14 protein-coding genes are annotated in these 15,823 nt (G+C 41.7%); 13 read left to right on the top strand and 1 reads right to left on the bottom strand.

The annotated features are described in order from the left end of the window. The first annotated feature begins 62 nt into the window (after positions 1-62). A complete protein-coding gene (gene tviB, locus KDK13_RS00005; protein ID WP_257282670.1) occupies positions 63-1,340 on the top strand; it encodes a Vi polysaccharide biosynthesis UDP-N-acetylglucosamine C-6 dehydrogenase TviB in 1,278 nt (425 codons plus the stop codon). Between the two features lie 220 nt (positions 1,341-1,560). Here the strand turns inward: tviB and KDK13_RS00010 are convergent, their stop codons facing one another. Then, positions 1,561-1,929: a GxxExxY protein gene (locus tag KDK13_RS00010; protein ID WP_257282671.1), complete on the bottom strand. Its 369-nt coding sequence runs from the start codon at positions 1,927-1,929 to the stop codon at positions 1,561-1,563. A gap of 166 nt (positions 1,930-2,095) precedes the next feature. Between KDK13_RS00010 and KDK13_RS00015 the strand changes: the two genes are divergently transcribed. The 12 genes from KDK13_RS00015 to KDK13_RS00070 all read left to right on the top strand — a co-directional run. Further along, a complete protein-coding gene (locus KDK13_RS00015) occupies positions 2,096-3,112 on the top strand; it encodes an NAD-dependent epimerase/dehydratase family protein (protein WP_257282672.1) in 1,017 nt (338 codons plus the stop codon). A 98-nt stretch (positions 3,113-3,210) separates the two neighbouring features. Next, a complete protein-coding gene (locus KDK13_RS00020; protein ID WP_257282673.1) occupies positions 3,211-4,647 on the top strand; it encodes a lipopolysaccharide biosynthesis protein in 1,437 nt (478 codons plus the stop codon). Further along, a complete protein-coding gene (locus tag KDK13_RS00025) occupies positions 4,644-5,771 on the top strand; it encodes a glycosyltransferase family 4 protein (RefSeq protein WP_257282674.1) in 1,128 nt (375 codons plus the stop codon). The genes KDK13_RS00020 and KDK13_RS00025 overlap by 4 nt, the downstream gene beginning before the upstream one ends. Next, complete coding sequence (locus tag KDK13_RS00030; RefSeq protein WP_257282675.1) at positions 5,771-7,132, top strand: glycosyltransferase; 1,362 nt, start codon at positions 5,771-5,773, stop codon at positions 7,130-7,132. Before KDK13_RS00025 ends, KDK13_RS00030 begins: the two co-directional genes overlap by 1 nt. After that, the gene (locus KDK13_RS00035) at positions 7,132-8,256 is read left to right on the top strand and encodes a glycosyltransferase family 4 protein (RefSeq protein WP_257282676.1); all 1,125 of its coding nucleotides are present in this window, start codon (positions 7,132-7,134) and stop codon (positions 8,254-8,256) included. The genes KDK13_RS00030 and KDK13_RS00035 overlap by 1 nt, the downstream gene beginning before the upstream one ends. Before the next feature lie 15 nt (positions 8,257-8,271). Then, on the top strand, positions 8,272-9,171 hold the full coding sequence (locus KDK13_RS00040; RefSeq protein ID WP_257282677.1) for a glycosyltransferase: 900 nt from the start codon (positions 8,272-8,274) through the stop codon (positions 9,169-9,171). 46 nt (positions 9,172-9,217) lie between these two features. Then, the gene (locus KDK13_RS00045; protein ID WP_257282678.1) at positions 9,218-9,526 is read left to right on the top strand and encodes a hypothetical protein; all 309 of its coding nucleotides are present in this window, start codon (positions 9,218-9,220) and stop codon (positions 9,524-9,526) included. Then, on the top strand, positions 9,496-10,371 hold the full coding sequence (locus KDK13_RS00050) for a polysaccharide pyruvyl transferase family protein (RefSeq protein ID WP_257282679.1): 876 nt from the start codon (positions 9,496-9,498) through the stop codon (positions 10,369-10,371). The genes KDK13_RS00045 and KDK13_RS00050 overlap by 31 nt, the downstream gene beginning before the upstream one ends. Positions 10,372-10,455: 84 nt before the next feature. After that, on the top strand, positions 10,456-11,565 hold the full coding sequence (locus tag KDK13_RS00055) for an EpsG family protein (protein WP_257282680.1): 1,110 nt from the start codon (positions 10,456-10,458) through the stop codon (positions 11,563-11,565). Continuing rightward, on the top strand, positions 11,562-12,440 hold the full coding sequence (locus tag KDK13_RS00060; protein ID WP_257282681.1) for a glycosyltransferase family 2 protein: 879 nt from the start codon (positions 11,562-11,564) through the stop codon (positions 12,438-12,440). The genes KDK13_RS00055 and KDK13_RS00060 overlap by 4 nt, the downstream gene beginning before the upstream one ends. Before the next feature lie 9 nt (positions 12,441-12,449). After that, on the top strand, positions 12,450-14,405 hold the full coding sequence (gene asnB, locus KDK13_RS00065) for an asparagine synthase (glutamine-hydrolyzing) (protein WP_257282682.1): 1,956 nt from the start codon (positions 12,450-12,452) through the stop codon (positions 14,403-14,405). Positions 14,406-14,433: 28 nt separating this feature from the next. After that, positions 14,434-15,823: mannose-1-phosphate guanylyltransferase/mannose-6-phosphate isomerase (locus KDK13_RS00070; RefSeq protein WP_257282683.1), on the top strand; the 1,390-nt coding region annotated here is incomplete at its 3' end.

Consider the following 15,823-nt stretch of genomic DNA (forward strand, 5'->3'; position numbering starts at 1 on the left):
TCTCTGTGCCCTCTGTGCCTCTGTGGTGAAAAAAAATTCCAAGACAACACGGGAAATAACAGATGAAGTTTAATCAAGACCCAATTATTGCCGTTATTGGTCTCGGCTATGTCGGCCTGCCACTGGCCGTTGAGTTTGGCAAAAAATACAACACCATCGGGTTTGATATTAACCAGGCTCGTGTTGAAGAGCTGATGGCCGGGCACGACAGCACCCTGGAATGTTCCGATGAAGAGCTGGCATCTGCCAATAAACTCGGGTACTGCTGCCAGCTGGAAGACCTGAAAACCGCCAGCGTCTACATTGTTACGGTACCAACGCCTATCGACCAGCATAACCGGCCGGACCTCACCCCTCTGATCAGAGCCAGCGAAATGCTCGGTAAAGTAGTGAGTAAGGGCGATATTATTATTTACGAATCCACCGTTTATCCGGGTGCCACTGAAGAAGACTGTATCCCTCTGGTCGAAAAAGAATCCGGCCTGGTCTTCAATAAAGACTTCTTTGCCGGTTACAGTCCGGAACGAATCAATCCGGGCGATAAACAGCACCGGCTGACCACCATCAAAAAAGTCACCTCCGGCTCTACGCCAGAAGTAGCGGACTATGTAGATAACCTCTACAGCTCAATCATCACTGCCGGAACCCATAAAGCCAGCAGCATTAAAGTGGCAGAAGCCGCCAAGGTGATTGAGAACACCCAGCGCGACCTGAACATAGCCCTGGTTAATGAGCTGGCGCTTATTTTCAACAAGCTGGGTATTGATACTGAAGAAGTCCTGAAAGCCGCAGGCACCAAATGGAACTTCCTGCCATTTCGCCCAGGCCTGGTGGGTGGCCACTGCATTGGTGTGGACCCGTACTACCTCACGCACAAAGCTCAGGAGATCGGTTATCACCCTGAAGTCATCCTTGCCGGTCGTCGTATTAACGATGGTATGGGCCAGTATGTGGTCAGCCAGGTGGTCAAACAGATGATCAAGCGTCGTATCCATGTAGAAGATGCCAATGTGCTGATCATGGGCCTGACCTTCAAAGAGAACTGCCCGGACTTAAGAAATACCCGCGTGGTGGATATAGTGAATGAGTTCCAGCAATACGGTGCCAATGTGGATGTTTTCGACCCGTGGGTGAACCCTGTTGAAGCTGAGCACGAATACGGCATTAACCCGGTTAAAGAACCGGCTGCTGGAAAATATGAGGCAATTATTCTGGCTGTGGCCCATGACCAATTTAAAGAGATGGGCGCCGATGCCATTCGTAAACTGGGGCGACGTGACTGTGTTGTTTATGACATTAAGTACATCTTGCCAACTGAATCTGTGGATGGGCGGTTGTAGAAGATTTTGTTTACCACAGAGGCGCAGAGGGCACGGAGAAGAGCTTTTTTTGCTTTTAAAAGAAAAAAATCTTTTCCTCTGTGCCTCTGTGGATGGGTGGTTGTAAAAGACTGTTTTACCACAGAGGCGCAGAGAACACGGGGAAGAGCTTTTTTATGCTTTTAAAAGAAAAAAATCTTTTCCTCTGTGCCCTCTGCGCCTCTGTGGTAAAAAAAAAGAATCACAGAATTAACCGCTTGATGCCTTGCCTTAAAACAAGCTCATTGAAGTTGATCAGTAAGCCTAAGGATATGCCTGATAGTTTAAGATAAGTGAGCAACTGTGCTTGATGTATCGGTATCAACTGCTCCACTGCTTTTAATTCAAGCACTAATTGCTTTTCTACCACAATATCCATTTGGTACTTACAGTCTAACAACTGACCTTTGTAATTAACCGGAAGGGAAAGCTGACGTTCAAAGAAAACACCGGCACGACCCAGTTCAAAAGAAAGTGCTTCTTCATAGGCATTTTCAAGCAACCCCGGCCCAAGTTCCCGATGAACATCAATAGCTAACCCAATTACTTTTCCGGATAAATGATTATTCATACACAATTAACCTATTGGTCAAAAAACATTAACAATAGACCATCCTACTCAAGAAGGTTTTTACCACAGAGACACAGAGCACACAGAGAAAAGCTTTTTTTTTGCTTGTAAAACAAAAAATCTTCCCCTCTGTGCCCTCTGTGCCTCTGTGGTGAAAAAAAATGAAATGAAATACGAACAAGTTAAACAAAATCTGCAGGCCAGCCCGAAAACCTGGCTTATCACCGGAGTGGCCGGTTTTATCGGTTCCAACCTGCTGGAAACCCTGCTCAAGCTGAACCAGACGGTTATCGGCCTGGATAACTTTGCCACCGGCCATCAGCACAATCTGGCAGAGGTGGAAACTCTGGTTACGCCGGAGCAATGGCAACGGTTTACCTTTATTGAAGGTGATATCCGCAACCTGGCAGATTGCCAGAAAGCGTGCAATGGTGTGGACTACGTTCTCCATCAGGCTGCCCTTGGTTCGGTACCTCGTTCCATTAACGACCCGATCACCACCAACGAGGCCAATATTACCGGCTTCCTGAATATGTTGGTTGCTGCTCGTGACGCTGAAGTGAAAAGTTTCACTTATGCAGCATCAAGCTCCACTTATGGAGACCACCCGGCACTGCCCAAGGTCGAACAGAATATCGGTAACCCGCTGTCACCCTATGCTGTAACCAAATACGTGAATGAGTTGTATGCCAGTGTCTTTGCCAGAACTTATGGCTTTAAATGCATCGGTTTGCGCTACTTCAATATTTTCGGCAGACGACAGGATCCGAATGGTGCCTATGCAGCCGTTATTCCTAAATGGACTGCCTCACTGATTAATGGTGAAACGGTGTTTATCAATGGCGATGGCGAAACCAGCCGGGACTTCTGTTATATCGATAACGCCATTCAGGCCAATATTCTTTCAGCCGTAGCCAGCGATGAAGCGAAAGACAATGTCTTCAATGTTGCCGTTGGTGACAGAACCACACTGAATGATCTGTACCAGGCCATCAGAACTAATCTGGCAGGAACATTGCCGCAGGTGAAAAATGCTGAACCGGTTTATCGTGAATTCCGGGCCGGTGATGTCAGGCATTCCCAAGCGGATATCAGCAAGGCAAAAACATTGCTGGGCTATGAGCCAACCCATCGGATTATGGATGGGGTTTGTGTAGCGATGAAATGGTATTTGAATAAATAATATTTTTAACTTTGTTATTTGTTAAATGATCATATCAAATAGCAAAAATATTTTTGATGATACTTTTTATAAAAGTCTGGGTGGTATTTCAAAGCTAAATGGATGATAAAAAGATAAACCAAGGTCTTCTGTGGTCGATCGGACCACAGTTTTTTACATATACACTATCACTTGTTTTTACCGCTGTTCTTTCTAGACTGGTGCTGCCTGCTGAGTATGGCCTTTTCAATCTAGTGTCTACAGTCACAGCATTTTTTATGGTGTTTGCAGACGGTGGAATTGTTTGGTCCATAGTCAGTAAAAAAGAAATAAAAGACCAAGAGGTTATTAATCTTTATTGGATTAATGTATTGATTGGCGGACTAATGTCAGTTACATGCATACTGATTGCGCCGTTTGTTGTAGCCTTTTATGGTTACGAAGAGTTAAAACAATTATTACCTGTTATGGGCCTCAACTTTTTGATTACCGGGTTTACTGTTCCAGGAACCATGTGGCTCAAACGAGGATTATTATTAAAAAAACTGGCAATAATTAATTTGCTTTCACTGATCATTGGTGGAGTTGTTGGGATATTGGCTGCTAAGAATGGCTTTGGTTACTGGTCTTTGGCAATACAAGCGCTTACCAAATCAACGCTGACAATGCTCGCAATACATACCGTTTCAGGCATGCCAATGGGTTGGTTTTCACGTAAAACCCACGTGGGAACTATGCTGCGTTTTAGTGGTGGATTACTGGGTTTCGGTGCCGTTAATTACTTTTCCAGAAATCTGGATAATGTGGTTATCGGTAAATTTGCAGGGGTAGAAGAGCTCGCATTTTATGCCAAAGCTTATTTTCTGATGACCTTGCCATCAATGCTAACAACAGCAGGTTTATCAGGTATGATGGTCGCATTATTGGCCAGATATCAGGATGATAAGGTTAAGTTCCAGGGCTACTATAAAAATGCTCTACGATTAGTAACACTGCTCTGTTGTCCGATTGCTGGTTATTTTTTTACCTTTCCCGAAGACGTTATCCTGCTGTTTTACGGTGAACAATGGTTAATGGCAGCGCCATTACTTCAAGTTCTTGCCATTGCTTGCCTGACTCAGCCAATGCATAACACCATGGGCTGGCTATTTACAGCATCAGGCCAGAGCAGAAAAATGTTCCACTGGGGATGTTTTGCAGCCATTTTTCTAAGTGCAGGCTTTCTTGTCGGTGCACAGTGGGGGGCTATTGGCGTAGCTATTAGTTATACCGTAGTTATGGGATTATGTCTGACCCTTGGCGCACTGAAAGTTGCACATAGTGCAGCGGGTATAAAACTCTGGCCAAGCATAAAATACTTGTTGCTTGTACTGGTAAGCTCCATTTTTGCGTTGCTAATAACATTCTTTATCGACAAAATCCTGAATCAGGAACTACAGTTGCTATCTCGTATTTTCATACGCAGCACACTGCTCGTTATAGCTTACGCTGCAATGCTTTTATTTTTTTACCGCTCACAATTTTTTAATTTATTTAAACTTAAAACAACATCATGAAAATTGCTTTTATCTGCAATGAGTACCCACCCGAAAAATGTGGGGGGATTGGTATCTTTACCCGTGAGTTGGCAAATGCACTGGTAGAAAATGGGAACCAGGTAACCATTATTGGAGTTTATCCAAATATTCAGGACGACATCTTTGAAGAACTCAATGGTGTTAACGTTTTTCGATTGGCAACTACAAAAGGGCGGTTTGGTTATTATGGTGGCCGTTTAAAATTATTTAAAAAAGTAAAGCAGCTCATTAAACGAAACCAGATTGATATCATCGAGGTACCTGATTTTGAGGGGAACTGTGCTTTTTGGCCAAAACTACCAATACCAGTAATTGTCCGTTTACATGGCAACCTTACCTATTTTGCTGATGAAATGAACCAGCCCGTATCAAAAAATACCAGAAGGCTTGAAGCTGCTGCATTAAAAAGGGCTGACGCAATTGCATCCGTTAGTCAATATACAGCAGAAAGAACAAAACAACTGTTTAATCTGAATAAAGATATCAAGGTAATTTATAATTCAGTTTCTTTGCCCACTTTGGAGCGAACAAAACATTCTTATAAAAGCACCGGAATGGTTGCATACAGTGGCTCCTTGGTGGAAAAAAAGGGCGTCTTTTCTCTAGCAAAAGCCTGGCCGAAAGTCTGCGATCAATGCCCCGGTGCCAAGCTGATCATGATAGGAAAAGATGTACTGACCGGAGGGCAGAGTTCACAAGAAAAAATCCGAGTGTTGGCAGGGAAGCATAGTAGCTCGATACACTTTACCGGGCATGTTAGCAAAAGAGAGATGGAAGATATTCTCGTAAAAGCCGATCTTGCGATTTATCCATCATACTCTGAGGCATTCGCATTAGCTCCCATGGAGGCAATGGCTTTAAAAATTCCGGTTATCTACTCAAGCCGTTCCAGTGGCCCAGAGCTTATAAAAGATGGTGAGCATGGATTACTGTGTGATCCGGATAATATTGATAACATCGCTGTTACGATTCTTGGTTTGTTAAAAAACGAAGAAACCCGATGTGAAATGGCGGAGAGTGGGTTTAGAAGAGTTTCAGAAGACTTTAACCCCTCTGTTGCTATAGAAAAAAACCTTCAGTTTTATAGATCTCTAATCCACTAATGAAGCCTGTTTTAATTATCACACCTTATTTCGCACCTCAAACTCATGCGGCTGTTTTTCGAGCATATAAATTAGCGAAATATTTACCACGTTATGGTTATAAGCCTTATGTCATAACATCAGATATTAATTACCTTTACAATGAAGATTATACATTACTTAGTGATCTCCCTGATGAAGTAGAAATTATTCCTACGCGCTACATTGAGCCTACCCTCAGAGGGCTGAGAATGGCGTTTGGCGGTGTGGATCGAACATTTGTAAAAACCAAAGCCCATACAGACTATACAAATGAAAAAGGTAAAAATTCAGGTGATACCCTTGAGAAAGAAAGTCATTTAAAGAAAAGACTGATTTCAAGAGGCTATGTGTGGTGCACTGAAAATCTCTTGGAATGGCCAGATCGTTACTGGACATGGTCTGCGGGGGCGATTAAAAAAGCTGAAGAGCTTATTGATAAGCATAAGATTAAGGTTGTCTATACAACCGTTGTTCCATACACCTGTCTTAAAATTGGTCAACATCTTAAACAAAAAAAAGATATTCAATGGGTAGCAGATTTTCGTGACCCTTGTGGATATGGTGAGCGTTATAACTCACCTCAATGGCAAAGAAGATGGCTAGAGCAGTCTTATACCCGTAAAACCATGGAAAAAGCAGATGTAGTTACCGGGCTTGCTCACAGTTATGGATCGATATTTTTTGATTATTACGGTTTGGATGAGAGTAAATACACTTTTATTCCCACCGGTGTGGATGATGACTATCTAACAGATCTAACAAAGTCCGAATCAATCGATAAGAAATACCTGTTATTTGTTGGCGAATTCTTGCCTGAATATGGAGATCACTTCTTTTCTGCACTCAACAGAGCCAGAGTGAAAGGGCTGATCAAAGGTGAATTTGATCTAAAATTTGTTGGCAGAAAGGAGCTTAACCAACCGAGAGTTACCGCTTTACTGAAAGATAAAGCAGAGCTATTAAGTCACTGTATTTTTATCGATCACTTATCACAGAAAGAACTCTATAAAACAATGATAAATGCACATGCCTGTTTATTGCTTCCTGGTCTATCAAGGCTGTGGTGGTGTAATTTTGCCAAAATGGTCGATTATATTGCTCTTGGTAAGCCCGTCATTGCGTCAGTGCCTGAAACCAGTGAGGCACGTACAGAACTATCGAAAGCAGGTATAGGTATATTCCTTTCCGGTCATCCGGATGATGACTGTAACCTGTTAGCTGAGGTGATAAATTCATCAACCGCAACAGCAAACCCCACCGACTATTGCCAACGATATCTTGCGAGCAGCCAGGTCAGTAGTTTTGCAAATATCTTCGATCACCTTTTGAAAAATTCCTGATGAAAAAGTACGTGATGTTCAGCTATGACTATCCACCATTGGAAGGTGGAATTTCCCGCTTATGTGTTGCCATTGTAGAAGCGCTGAAACAACAGGGTAAAGCGGTTGAAGTGTTGACGGTAAACCGTACCTTGGAGACAGGTTTTGTTGCACCTGATGTGCCAGAATATAGGGTCACATTTAAACGAGGTCAACGTGAGTTATTGTCATGGCAGCGGTTGCGAAAGCTTGATACTGATACTGTTGTGATTACCGATGTCTGGCATCCGGAAGCAGTGCTTTGTAAATTAGCGGGGGTAAAAAATCTGGTAGTATTGGCACACGGTAATGATGTTATGAAAGGTGCGCCAACCATAAAAAACCGCGTTTTAACGTTTTTGCGCAAGCGCATACTGGAATCTGCACGGTTGGTGATCTGCAACAGCCAATATACTGAAGAGGTTGTAAAACAGACGGCACCAAAAGCCAATACGGTAGCCATACCTTTGGGTGTTGATGAACAGTTATTTAAACCCGCCACTGATAAGACCCTTCTCAGACGTGAGCTTAATCTACCACTGGATAAGAAGCTGGTACTTACAACATCAAGAGTGAATGCTTATAAAGCCCATGATGTGATCATTAAAGCACTGGCTCAGTTACCTGACAGCGTGCGAGACCAGTTGCAATATGTGGTTGCTGGCAGGGGGGATTATTTACCTGAGTTAAAAAGACTGGCGGAAAACCTGGATGTCGCTCAAGCAATCAATTGGCTTGGCTTTGTCGCTGATGATCAGTTACCCAAACTCTATCAATCTGTAGACCTGTTTGCCCTTTGTACCCGTGAAGAGAAGGCGCAAAAGGCAGTTGAAGGTTTTGGGTTGGTTTTCCTTGAGGCACAGGCCTGCGGTATACCGGCTATTGGCAGTAACCAGGGAGGCATCCCCGATGCGATTAAACAGGGTAATGGTGGCTGGTTGATAGAAAGAGACGACCATATAGAGCTATCCCGGTATCTTGCTTCTTTGGTTTCAGAACCTGAGCGTTTTGTTATGGAAGGACAAAAGGCACGACTACGGGTTGAGAAGGAAGCCACCTGGCAACACTATGGTGAAAAAGTGGCCGACGCTTTGAATGGAATTTAATACGAGTTACACGTAATGAAACAACCCTTTGCAAGTCTGGTGATCCCCACTCTGAATCGTGGTGACTTTTTATATAATGCCATGGTGGATATGCTGGCACAGGATTACCCTGCCTATGAAATTATTGTTGTTGATCAGTCTGATAATACACCGGATAATGTAAAAAAATTAACTGCTGATAACTCAGCTATCATTCGCTATTTTAATGTCAGTTTTCGGGGTTTACCGCAAGCAAGAAATTTTGGTTTATCCAATGCAAAAGGTGAAATTATTATCTTTATTGATGATGATATAAGAGCGGATAAAAGTTTCATTGGTAATCATTTAAAAGCGTACGCTAAAGATCCACAGATTGGTTTAATAGCAGGAGGGATTAATGAACCTAATGTAAGTCAATCAAAGTTCACAGGAACTGGTGTTTTTAAAAAATGGACTGCTACTCCAATAGCTGGTTTTGAGTCAAAAAATGCTTGTTATGTTGATCATGTTAAAGGGTGTAATTTTTCAGTCCAAAAGGCCGTTTTTCAAAGCATTAGTGGCATTGATGAACAGTTGAATATTGGTGCGGCGCTCTATGAAGAACTTGAGTTTTGTCTTAGGGCCAGTGGCAATGGCTTTAAAATCTATTTTGAGCCTACTGCAAGACTAACACATTTAGTTGCTAGTGATGGTGGTTGCCGTGTGCCAAATGATATCCCTAAGTATATGTACGGCCTGGCACATAACCGTAGTCTGGTAATTTCACGCCATCTTTCTTTTATGCACAAAGTTAGTGCTTTTGGGCGATTGTTTATTCTTGGATTATCATACTCAAGAGCCGCTAAATCGATAAAACCTCTGATAAAAACTGTTCAGGGATGTCGTGCTGGTATCAAAGCAGGAAAATCTGGGCCTAAAATAACCTCATGCCCATAAGAAAAGCTAAAATTTTAACTGATTTAAGCCACATGAATCGATATGTATGACTTTAAATATGATTAGCAATTCAGATTTTCTTTTTTCAAAAAAAGTTAGACTTGGCAATAAAGCAAAAAGTTTTGTAGATTCCAAAACCTTCCCGTCGGATACGCATGCACTAGTAGGTTGTTACAATACTAGTAATATTGGTGACTTAGCATTAAGAGATGGTGCTACCAAAATAATTACAAGTTTGGGCGGCAAGGTAAAGTCTTGTAATTATGCTGACATATCATCAATAGTGGGTAAATCGAAAAGCCTTATTCTTGGCGGGGGGGGGGGGTGCTTACAGCTCACTCAACATCACCAATAAGCAAAATAAAACTATTCAATCGATATGGCGGTAACAAGAAAATTGCAATTTGGGGTTGTTCTGGCAATTTTGAAGTAAACGAAATTGATGATGAACTTCAGAAAATATTAATTAATTCAGCATATTTGAGTGTTAGAAGTAAAGATGCGTTACGATCATTAAAACAAATCACTAAAAGAAAAGATATTGATTTGATACCTGACTTGGCTTTTGCGTTAGATGCAAAAAAAGAAAAGTCATCTATAAAAAAAACGGTTGGAGTTAATCTATTTCCACCACTTATGAATGTTTTGGGTAAAACCATTGTACAGAATAAAGAACCTAGTGAATGGTATAAAAAACATATGCCAGAACTAGCTGATAGGTACTTAAAAATCCCCATTGATTATATTGATGCTACAAAAAACATTATCAAAAATCTTAAAAAGCAAGGCTATAAAATAGTCAATGTAGCTTTTACCCTTGAAGATTATTTAGTGGCAAAAACTATTTATAAGGATTATGTTGATGAATTTTTGCCATTCAAACAAGATCCTGTTTTTTTGATTAATAAAATAGTTGACTTTGATTTTTTTATTGCTACCCGTTTTCATGCTAATGTTTTTTCACTGATTGCAAACACGCCTTTGTACTCTTTGGCATATGCACCTAAATGTGAAATGCTTTTTGATGATTTAAATCTTGATGCATCAAAACAGTTTTCAACCATTAACTGGGTAGATGATAAAAAGAATTTAATAGAATGTTTTAGTGAACTTGGTGGTGTGACTATGTCAAGGGATGTTCTTGATACCATAAGATGCCGACTAAAGAAAAGTGCCAAGAGCTTATTAAGTTCGCTCTAGCATTTAATGGTATATAAGTAGCTGACCATATGGAGTCAAAAAATATGATTTCATATGGTTAGCTACTTACATGAGACATCCGTTATGTTATTTAATTTTACTTTTTATAGCTCTGTTAGCGTATTTTTCATACTTCTTTACACTCGCAGAGAATTTGTTGCAGCCAAAACCTGTGTTGTTATTTATGCACTTTTAGTTGCCATATGGCTATGGATTGTATTATCTTTTCGTGAGCCAGCTGGTGACCCTTGGCGATATATGCAGGAGCTTAAAATTATAAATAATATGGATTTTTATGAGTTGATAACCTCTAATAAAGGGCCTTTAGGTTTTCGGCTTCTTAACTGGCTGACTTCAGCCATAAGTACAAGCTCAGAGTTTTTCTTTTCTGTTATTTACTTGTTTTGTGTGATACCTCTATATAGAGGTCTTCGTGAAAAATTTAATACGTTCGATTCTTCTGTATTGTTAATGATTTACTTGCTATACCCTTTTTATCTAATTTATTTAGGTAGTGGTTTTAAGCAAGGTATTAGCTTTGGTTTTTCATTATGGGGGATTAACTGCTTAATTGATAGAAATGACAGGAAGTGGATAAAAGGGGTATTACTTCTTTTTCTGTCAACATTATTTCACTCTGCATTTTGGCTCGTTAATTTTGCTGTGGCTGCATTATTTTTATTCTTTAGAAAGAGAACTATTGAGTTTACTTTAGTAGTGCTTATGTGTTGTGTATCAATTGCAGTACTTGGTCTTGTTGAACCAATTGCAACAGCAATTATTCCTAAGCCGATAATTGACTCTCTTGGGTTTAATGAATATTTTGATAACAGCTTTTATGAGGGTGAACACTTTCGTAGTCTAAATTACAAGTCTGGTTTTCGTATTGATTTTACTGTATTTACGTTATTGCCTGTTTTTATGATTGTCTTTTTATGGAAGAAGAATTTAATAAATATTAATTGTGATCTTGTTAAATTATATTGTCTACTTGCATCCGCATATTTTATGTTGTGCTTCATTCCATTCTCAGATCGAATTGCTAATTTATCTTGGTTTCTAATACCATTATTGTTGTATAGTCAGTTAAGCAATAGTAAGTTCTCATTTATACTACAAAATTACATAGTTATTGGATTTATTGCCTTCTATCCACTTTTATTGCTTACATATTCTAGTAGATTTTTTGAATGATCACGATTCTAACCCCTACTTATAATAGAGTTCATACTCTACCCAGACTTTATCAATCACTTATTGATCAAACCTCTTATGACTTTGAGTGGTTAGTTATTGATGATGGTAGTTGTGATAGTACGGAGGATCTAATTAATGGCTATGTTTTATGTACACCATTTCAAATACGATATATAAAAAAAAGAAATGGTGGAAAGCATACTGCCCTAAATGTAGGCTTCAAAAATGCAGGTCATGAATGGTTGTTTATTGTCGATAGTGATGATTGGTTACAAAGTGATTGCATTTCATTTATTACTAAACAGCTGCAGAGCGATTGTTTTTGTGATAGTGGCATGTCTTTTCTTAGAAGGTATGAAAACGGCACGATAATAGGTGAAAGATATGACCTAACATTAACAAGCCTACTTGAAAGAGAAAATAAGAGAATCAAAGGTGACAAAGCTGAAATATATAAAACGAGCTTTTTGAAAAAATTTAAATTCCCCGAATTCTATAATGAAAAATTCATGGCAGAGTCACCATTATTTTTATGGTATGGTTCTAGGTTTAGCTGTAAATTCTATAATTATGATGGTTATATATGTGAATATCAAAAAGGTGGTCTATCAGACTTATCGATAAAAAATAGATACATTTGTGCCTTTTCTACGTCTTATGTTTACCAAGATCAATACGAAAAATTTACTGGCTTTGTTATAAAAAGTCGATCTGCAATCAACTGGTGGAGGTTTAGGTTGCCAAACAAATATTCTATGGAATGGAGGCCGCCATTATTATACTTGGTAGGAGGGGGTATCCTTCATTTGTTGGATAGATTTAGGCTTGGTAATAGTTTTTTTAAGAAGCTAGTTAAAACTGACATAAAGTAGTTAATGCAGATGTGCGGATTAAACGGTTTTTTTTCCCTTAAAACAGATTTACTTGAACTTCTCAAAATACAGGACATGAATAGTGCCATCCGCCACCGTGGCCCTGATGCCGGGGACTTCTGGCTGGACAAGGAAATTGGCTTTGCTTTGGGTCATCAACGGCTCGCAATACAGGATCTATCGCCTGCGGGTGCACAGCCAATGCGTTCCCATTGTGATCGTTATGTGCTGGTCTTTAATGGCGAAATCTATAACCATCTCACATTGCGCACCGAGTTACAGCGGGATGGCTATAGCAATGACTGGAGAGGCCATTCCGACACCGAAACATTACTGGCTGGTTTTACACAGTGGGGAATAGAAAAAACCCTCAAAGCAGCTGTTGGGATGTTTGCCATTGCCCTATGGGATCAAAACAATAAAGTGTTGACTCTGGCGAGAGATCGAATGGGTGAAAAACCGCTCTACTGGGGTTGGCAGGGTAACCGGCTTTTTTTTGGATCTGAACTCAAAGGGCTGAAAGCTCATTCATCCTTTCAGGCGGAAGTCGATCGGAATGCGCTTGCCTTATTGTTACGCCATAACTGCATACCAGCACCTTACTGTATTTATCAGGGTATTGAAAAATTACGTGCAGGGCACTGGCTGCAATTACCGCTGAGTGATTTGAAGAAAGCTAAGACTGCCGTTTCCTCTCCTTATTGGTCTTTTAATAAAATTGTTGAACAGGGGCTAGCGTCACCATTTGAGGGGAGCGAGCACGACGCAATAAATACTCTTGAAAACGCCTTGATGAGTAGCATTAAAGAACAAATGCTTGCTGATGTTCCTTTTGGTGCATTCCTCAGTGGCGGAATAGACAGTAGCACAGTTGTTTCTCTCATGCAGGCTCAAACTAACCGACCAGTAAAAACCTTTACCATTGGTTTTGATGACACGGGTTATGACGAGGCTACTCATGCTAAAGCAGTAGCTCGTCATCTTGGCTCTGATCATACTGAGCTCTATATTCAGCCACAGGATGCCCTTGCTGTTATACCTAAGCTCCCTTCTATTTACTGTGAGCCATTTTCAGACAGCTCTCAGATACCGACATTTTTAGTGAGCGAACTGACCAGCCAGCATGTGACTGTTGCACTCTCTGGTGATGGTGGGGATGAACTGTTTGGTGGCTATAATCGCTACCTGACGGGGCGAGGTGTTTGGGAAAAGAGTCGCAGACTGCCTCGAGCAATACGTAAACTGTCAGTGAATGGTTTGCGGGCATTGTCTCCCAATCAGTGGGATACACTGTTTAACCGACTTCAGCCTGTTCTGCCTGATAAACTCAGACTGAGGACGCCTGGCGACAAGGCTCACAAGTTGGCTGGGGTGCTTGGTTTAAATAGTGAACAGGATTTTTATCAACAGCTGACCAGTCACTGGCAGAAACCAGATGAAGTGGTAATTGGTGGCCGAGAGCCCGGTACTTTGGTCACTGACAAAGGCTCATGGCCTTCGGCCAAGAACTTTGAAGAGTTGATGATGGCCATGGATGCTCAAACCTACATGTCGGATGACATTCTGGTAAAGGTTGATCGGGCCGCTATGTCGAATAGCCTTGAAACTCGTGTTCCTTTTTTGGATCACCGCATCGCTGAATTAGCTTGGCGAATGCCCTTGAATTTTAAAATCCGACAAGGTGAGGGTAAGTGGTTGCTGAAGCAAGTGCTTTTTCGTCATGTACCACAGTCATTAATTGAACGCCCAAAAATGGGTTTTGCAATTCCACTACAAGATTGGCTCCGTGGGCCTCTAAGAGAATGGGCTGAATCACTTTTGGGCGAAAATCGTCTTCGTGAAGAGGGTTTTTTCAGGCCTGAACCAATTCGAACGATGTGGGTGGAACATTTGAATGGTTCTCGCAACCATCAGCACTGCCTTTGGGATGTTTTAATGTTTCAAGCGTGGCTTGAGCAGCAGTAATCGTTTCTTTTAATTAATTCGAGTATTCATGATTATTCCAGTAATTATGTCCGGTGGCTCTGGCAGCCGTCTCTGGCCTCAATCCCGCTCACTCTATCCAAAGCAGTTTCTGCCACTGGTTAATACACAGACCATGTTGCAAAACACGGTTACTCGCTTGGATGGTTTGGATTCTGTTACGGCACCTCTGGTGATTGCCAACGAAGATCATCGTTTTCTGGTAGCGGAGCAGCTTCGTCAGATAGGACAAGAGGCTTCCGCCATTATTCTTGAGCCAGTGGGCAGGAATACTGCGCCCGCTTTGGCACTGGCTGCAATAAAAGCAAAAGCATTAGCTGATAAAGCTGAGCCGGTACTACTGGTTCTTGCCGCGGATCATGTGATTCAAGATGTTCAGGCTTTTCATCAGGCAATCAACGCCGCTTTACCGGCAGCCCATGATGGTAAACTGGTGACGTTTGGTGTTGTGCCTACCCATCCGGAAACGGGGTATGGGTATATCAAGGCCGGTGAACAGTTAATAAGGAATGGGGAAGAAGGAGTGGCGGCTAAATATGCTGAACCCGCAACCCATAACTTATCACCCACAACGATCTACTCAGTAGAACAGTTTGTTGAAAAGCCGGATCTTGAAACGGCCCAGGGCTATCTGGCTTCCGGTGACTACTACTGGAACTCCGGCATGTTTCTGTTCAAAGCTTCCCGCTATCTGGAAGAATTAAACAAGTTCCGCCCTGATATTCTCGAAGCCTGCCAGAAAGCGATGGAAGTACAAAGTACCGATCTGGATTTTGTCCGTCTGGATGAGCTGGCGTTTAAGGCCTGCCCGGATGAGTCTATCGATTACGCTGTGATGGAAAAAACCACTGATGCAGTGGTAGTTCCACTGGATGCGGGTTGGACGGATGTGGGCTCCTGGTCATCCCTCGCCGATATTTCATCAAAAGATGAGTCAGGCAACTCAACTATTGGCGATGTTATGCTTCAGGACACCCGTAACACTTATGTACGGAGTGAGAAAAAGCTGATTGCTGCCGTTGGTGTTGAAGATCTTGTCATTACCGAAAGTGATGATGCCATATTAGTGGCCCATAAAAGTCGGGTGCAGGATGTTAAAAAGATTGTTGATCGCTTGAAAGCGGAAAACCGGCCAGAGGTGAAACTGCATCGCAAAGTCTATCGCCCCTGGGGGGCATATGATTCTATCGATATGGGGGATCGCTTTCAGGTTAAGCGGATTATCGTGAAACCTGGCGCACAGCTTTCCCTGCAGATGCACTATCACCGGGCTGAGCACTGGATTGTGGTTAAAGGTACCGCGCTGATCGTTAATGGTGATCAGGAGATATTGCTTACCGAGAATCAGTCCACCTATATTCCCATTGGCGCTGTTCACCGTCTGGAAAACCCCGGCAAGT

Origin of the sequence: Endozoicomonas sp. SESOKO1, assembly GCF_024606265.1 — a bacterium.
In the GTDB taxonomy this organism is placed as follows: Bacteria; Pseudomonadota; Gammaproteobacteria; order Pseudomonadales; family Endozoicomonadaceae; genus Endozoicomonas.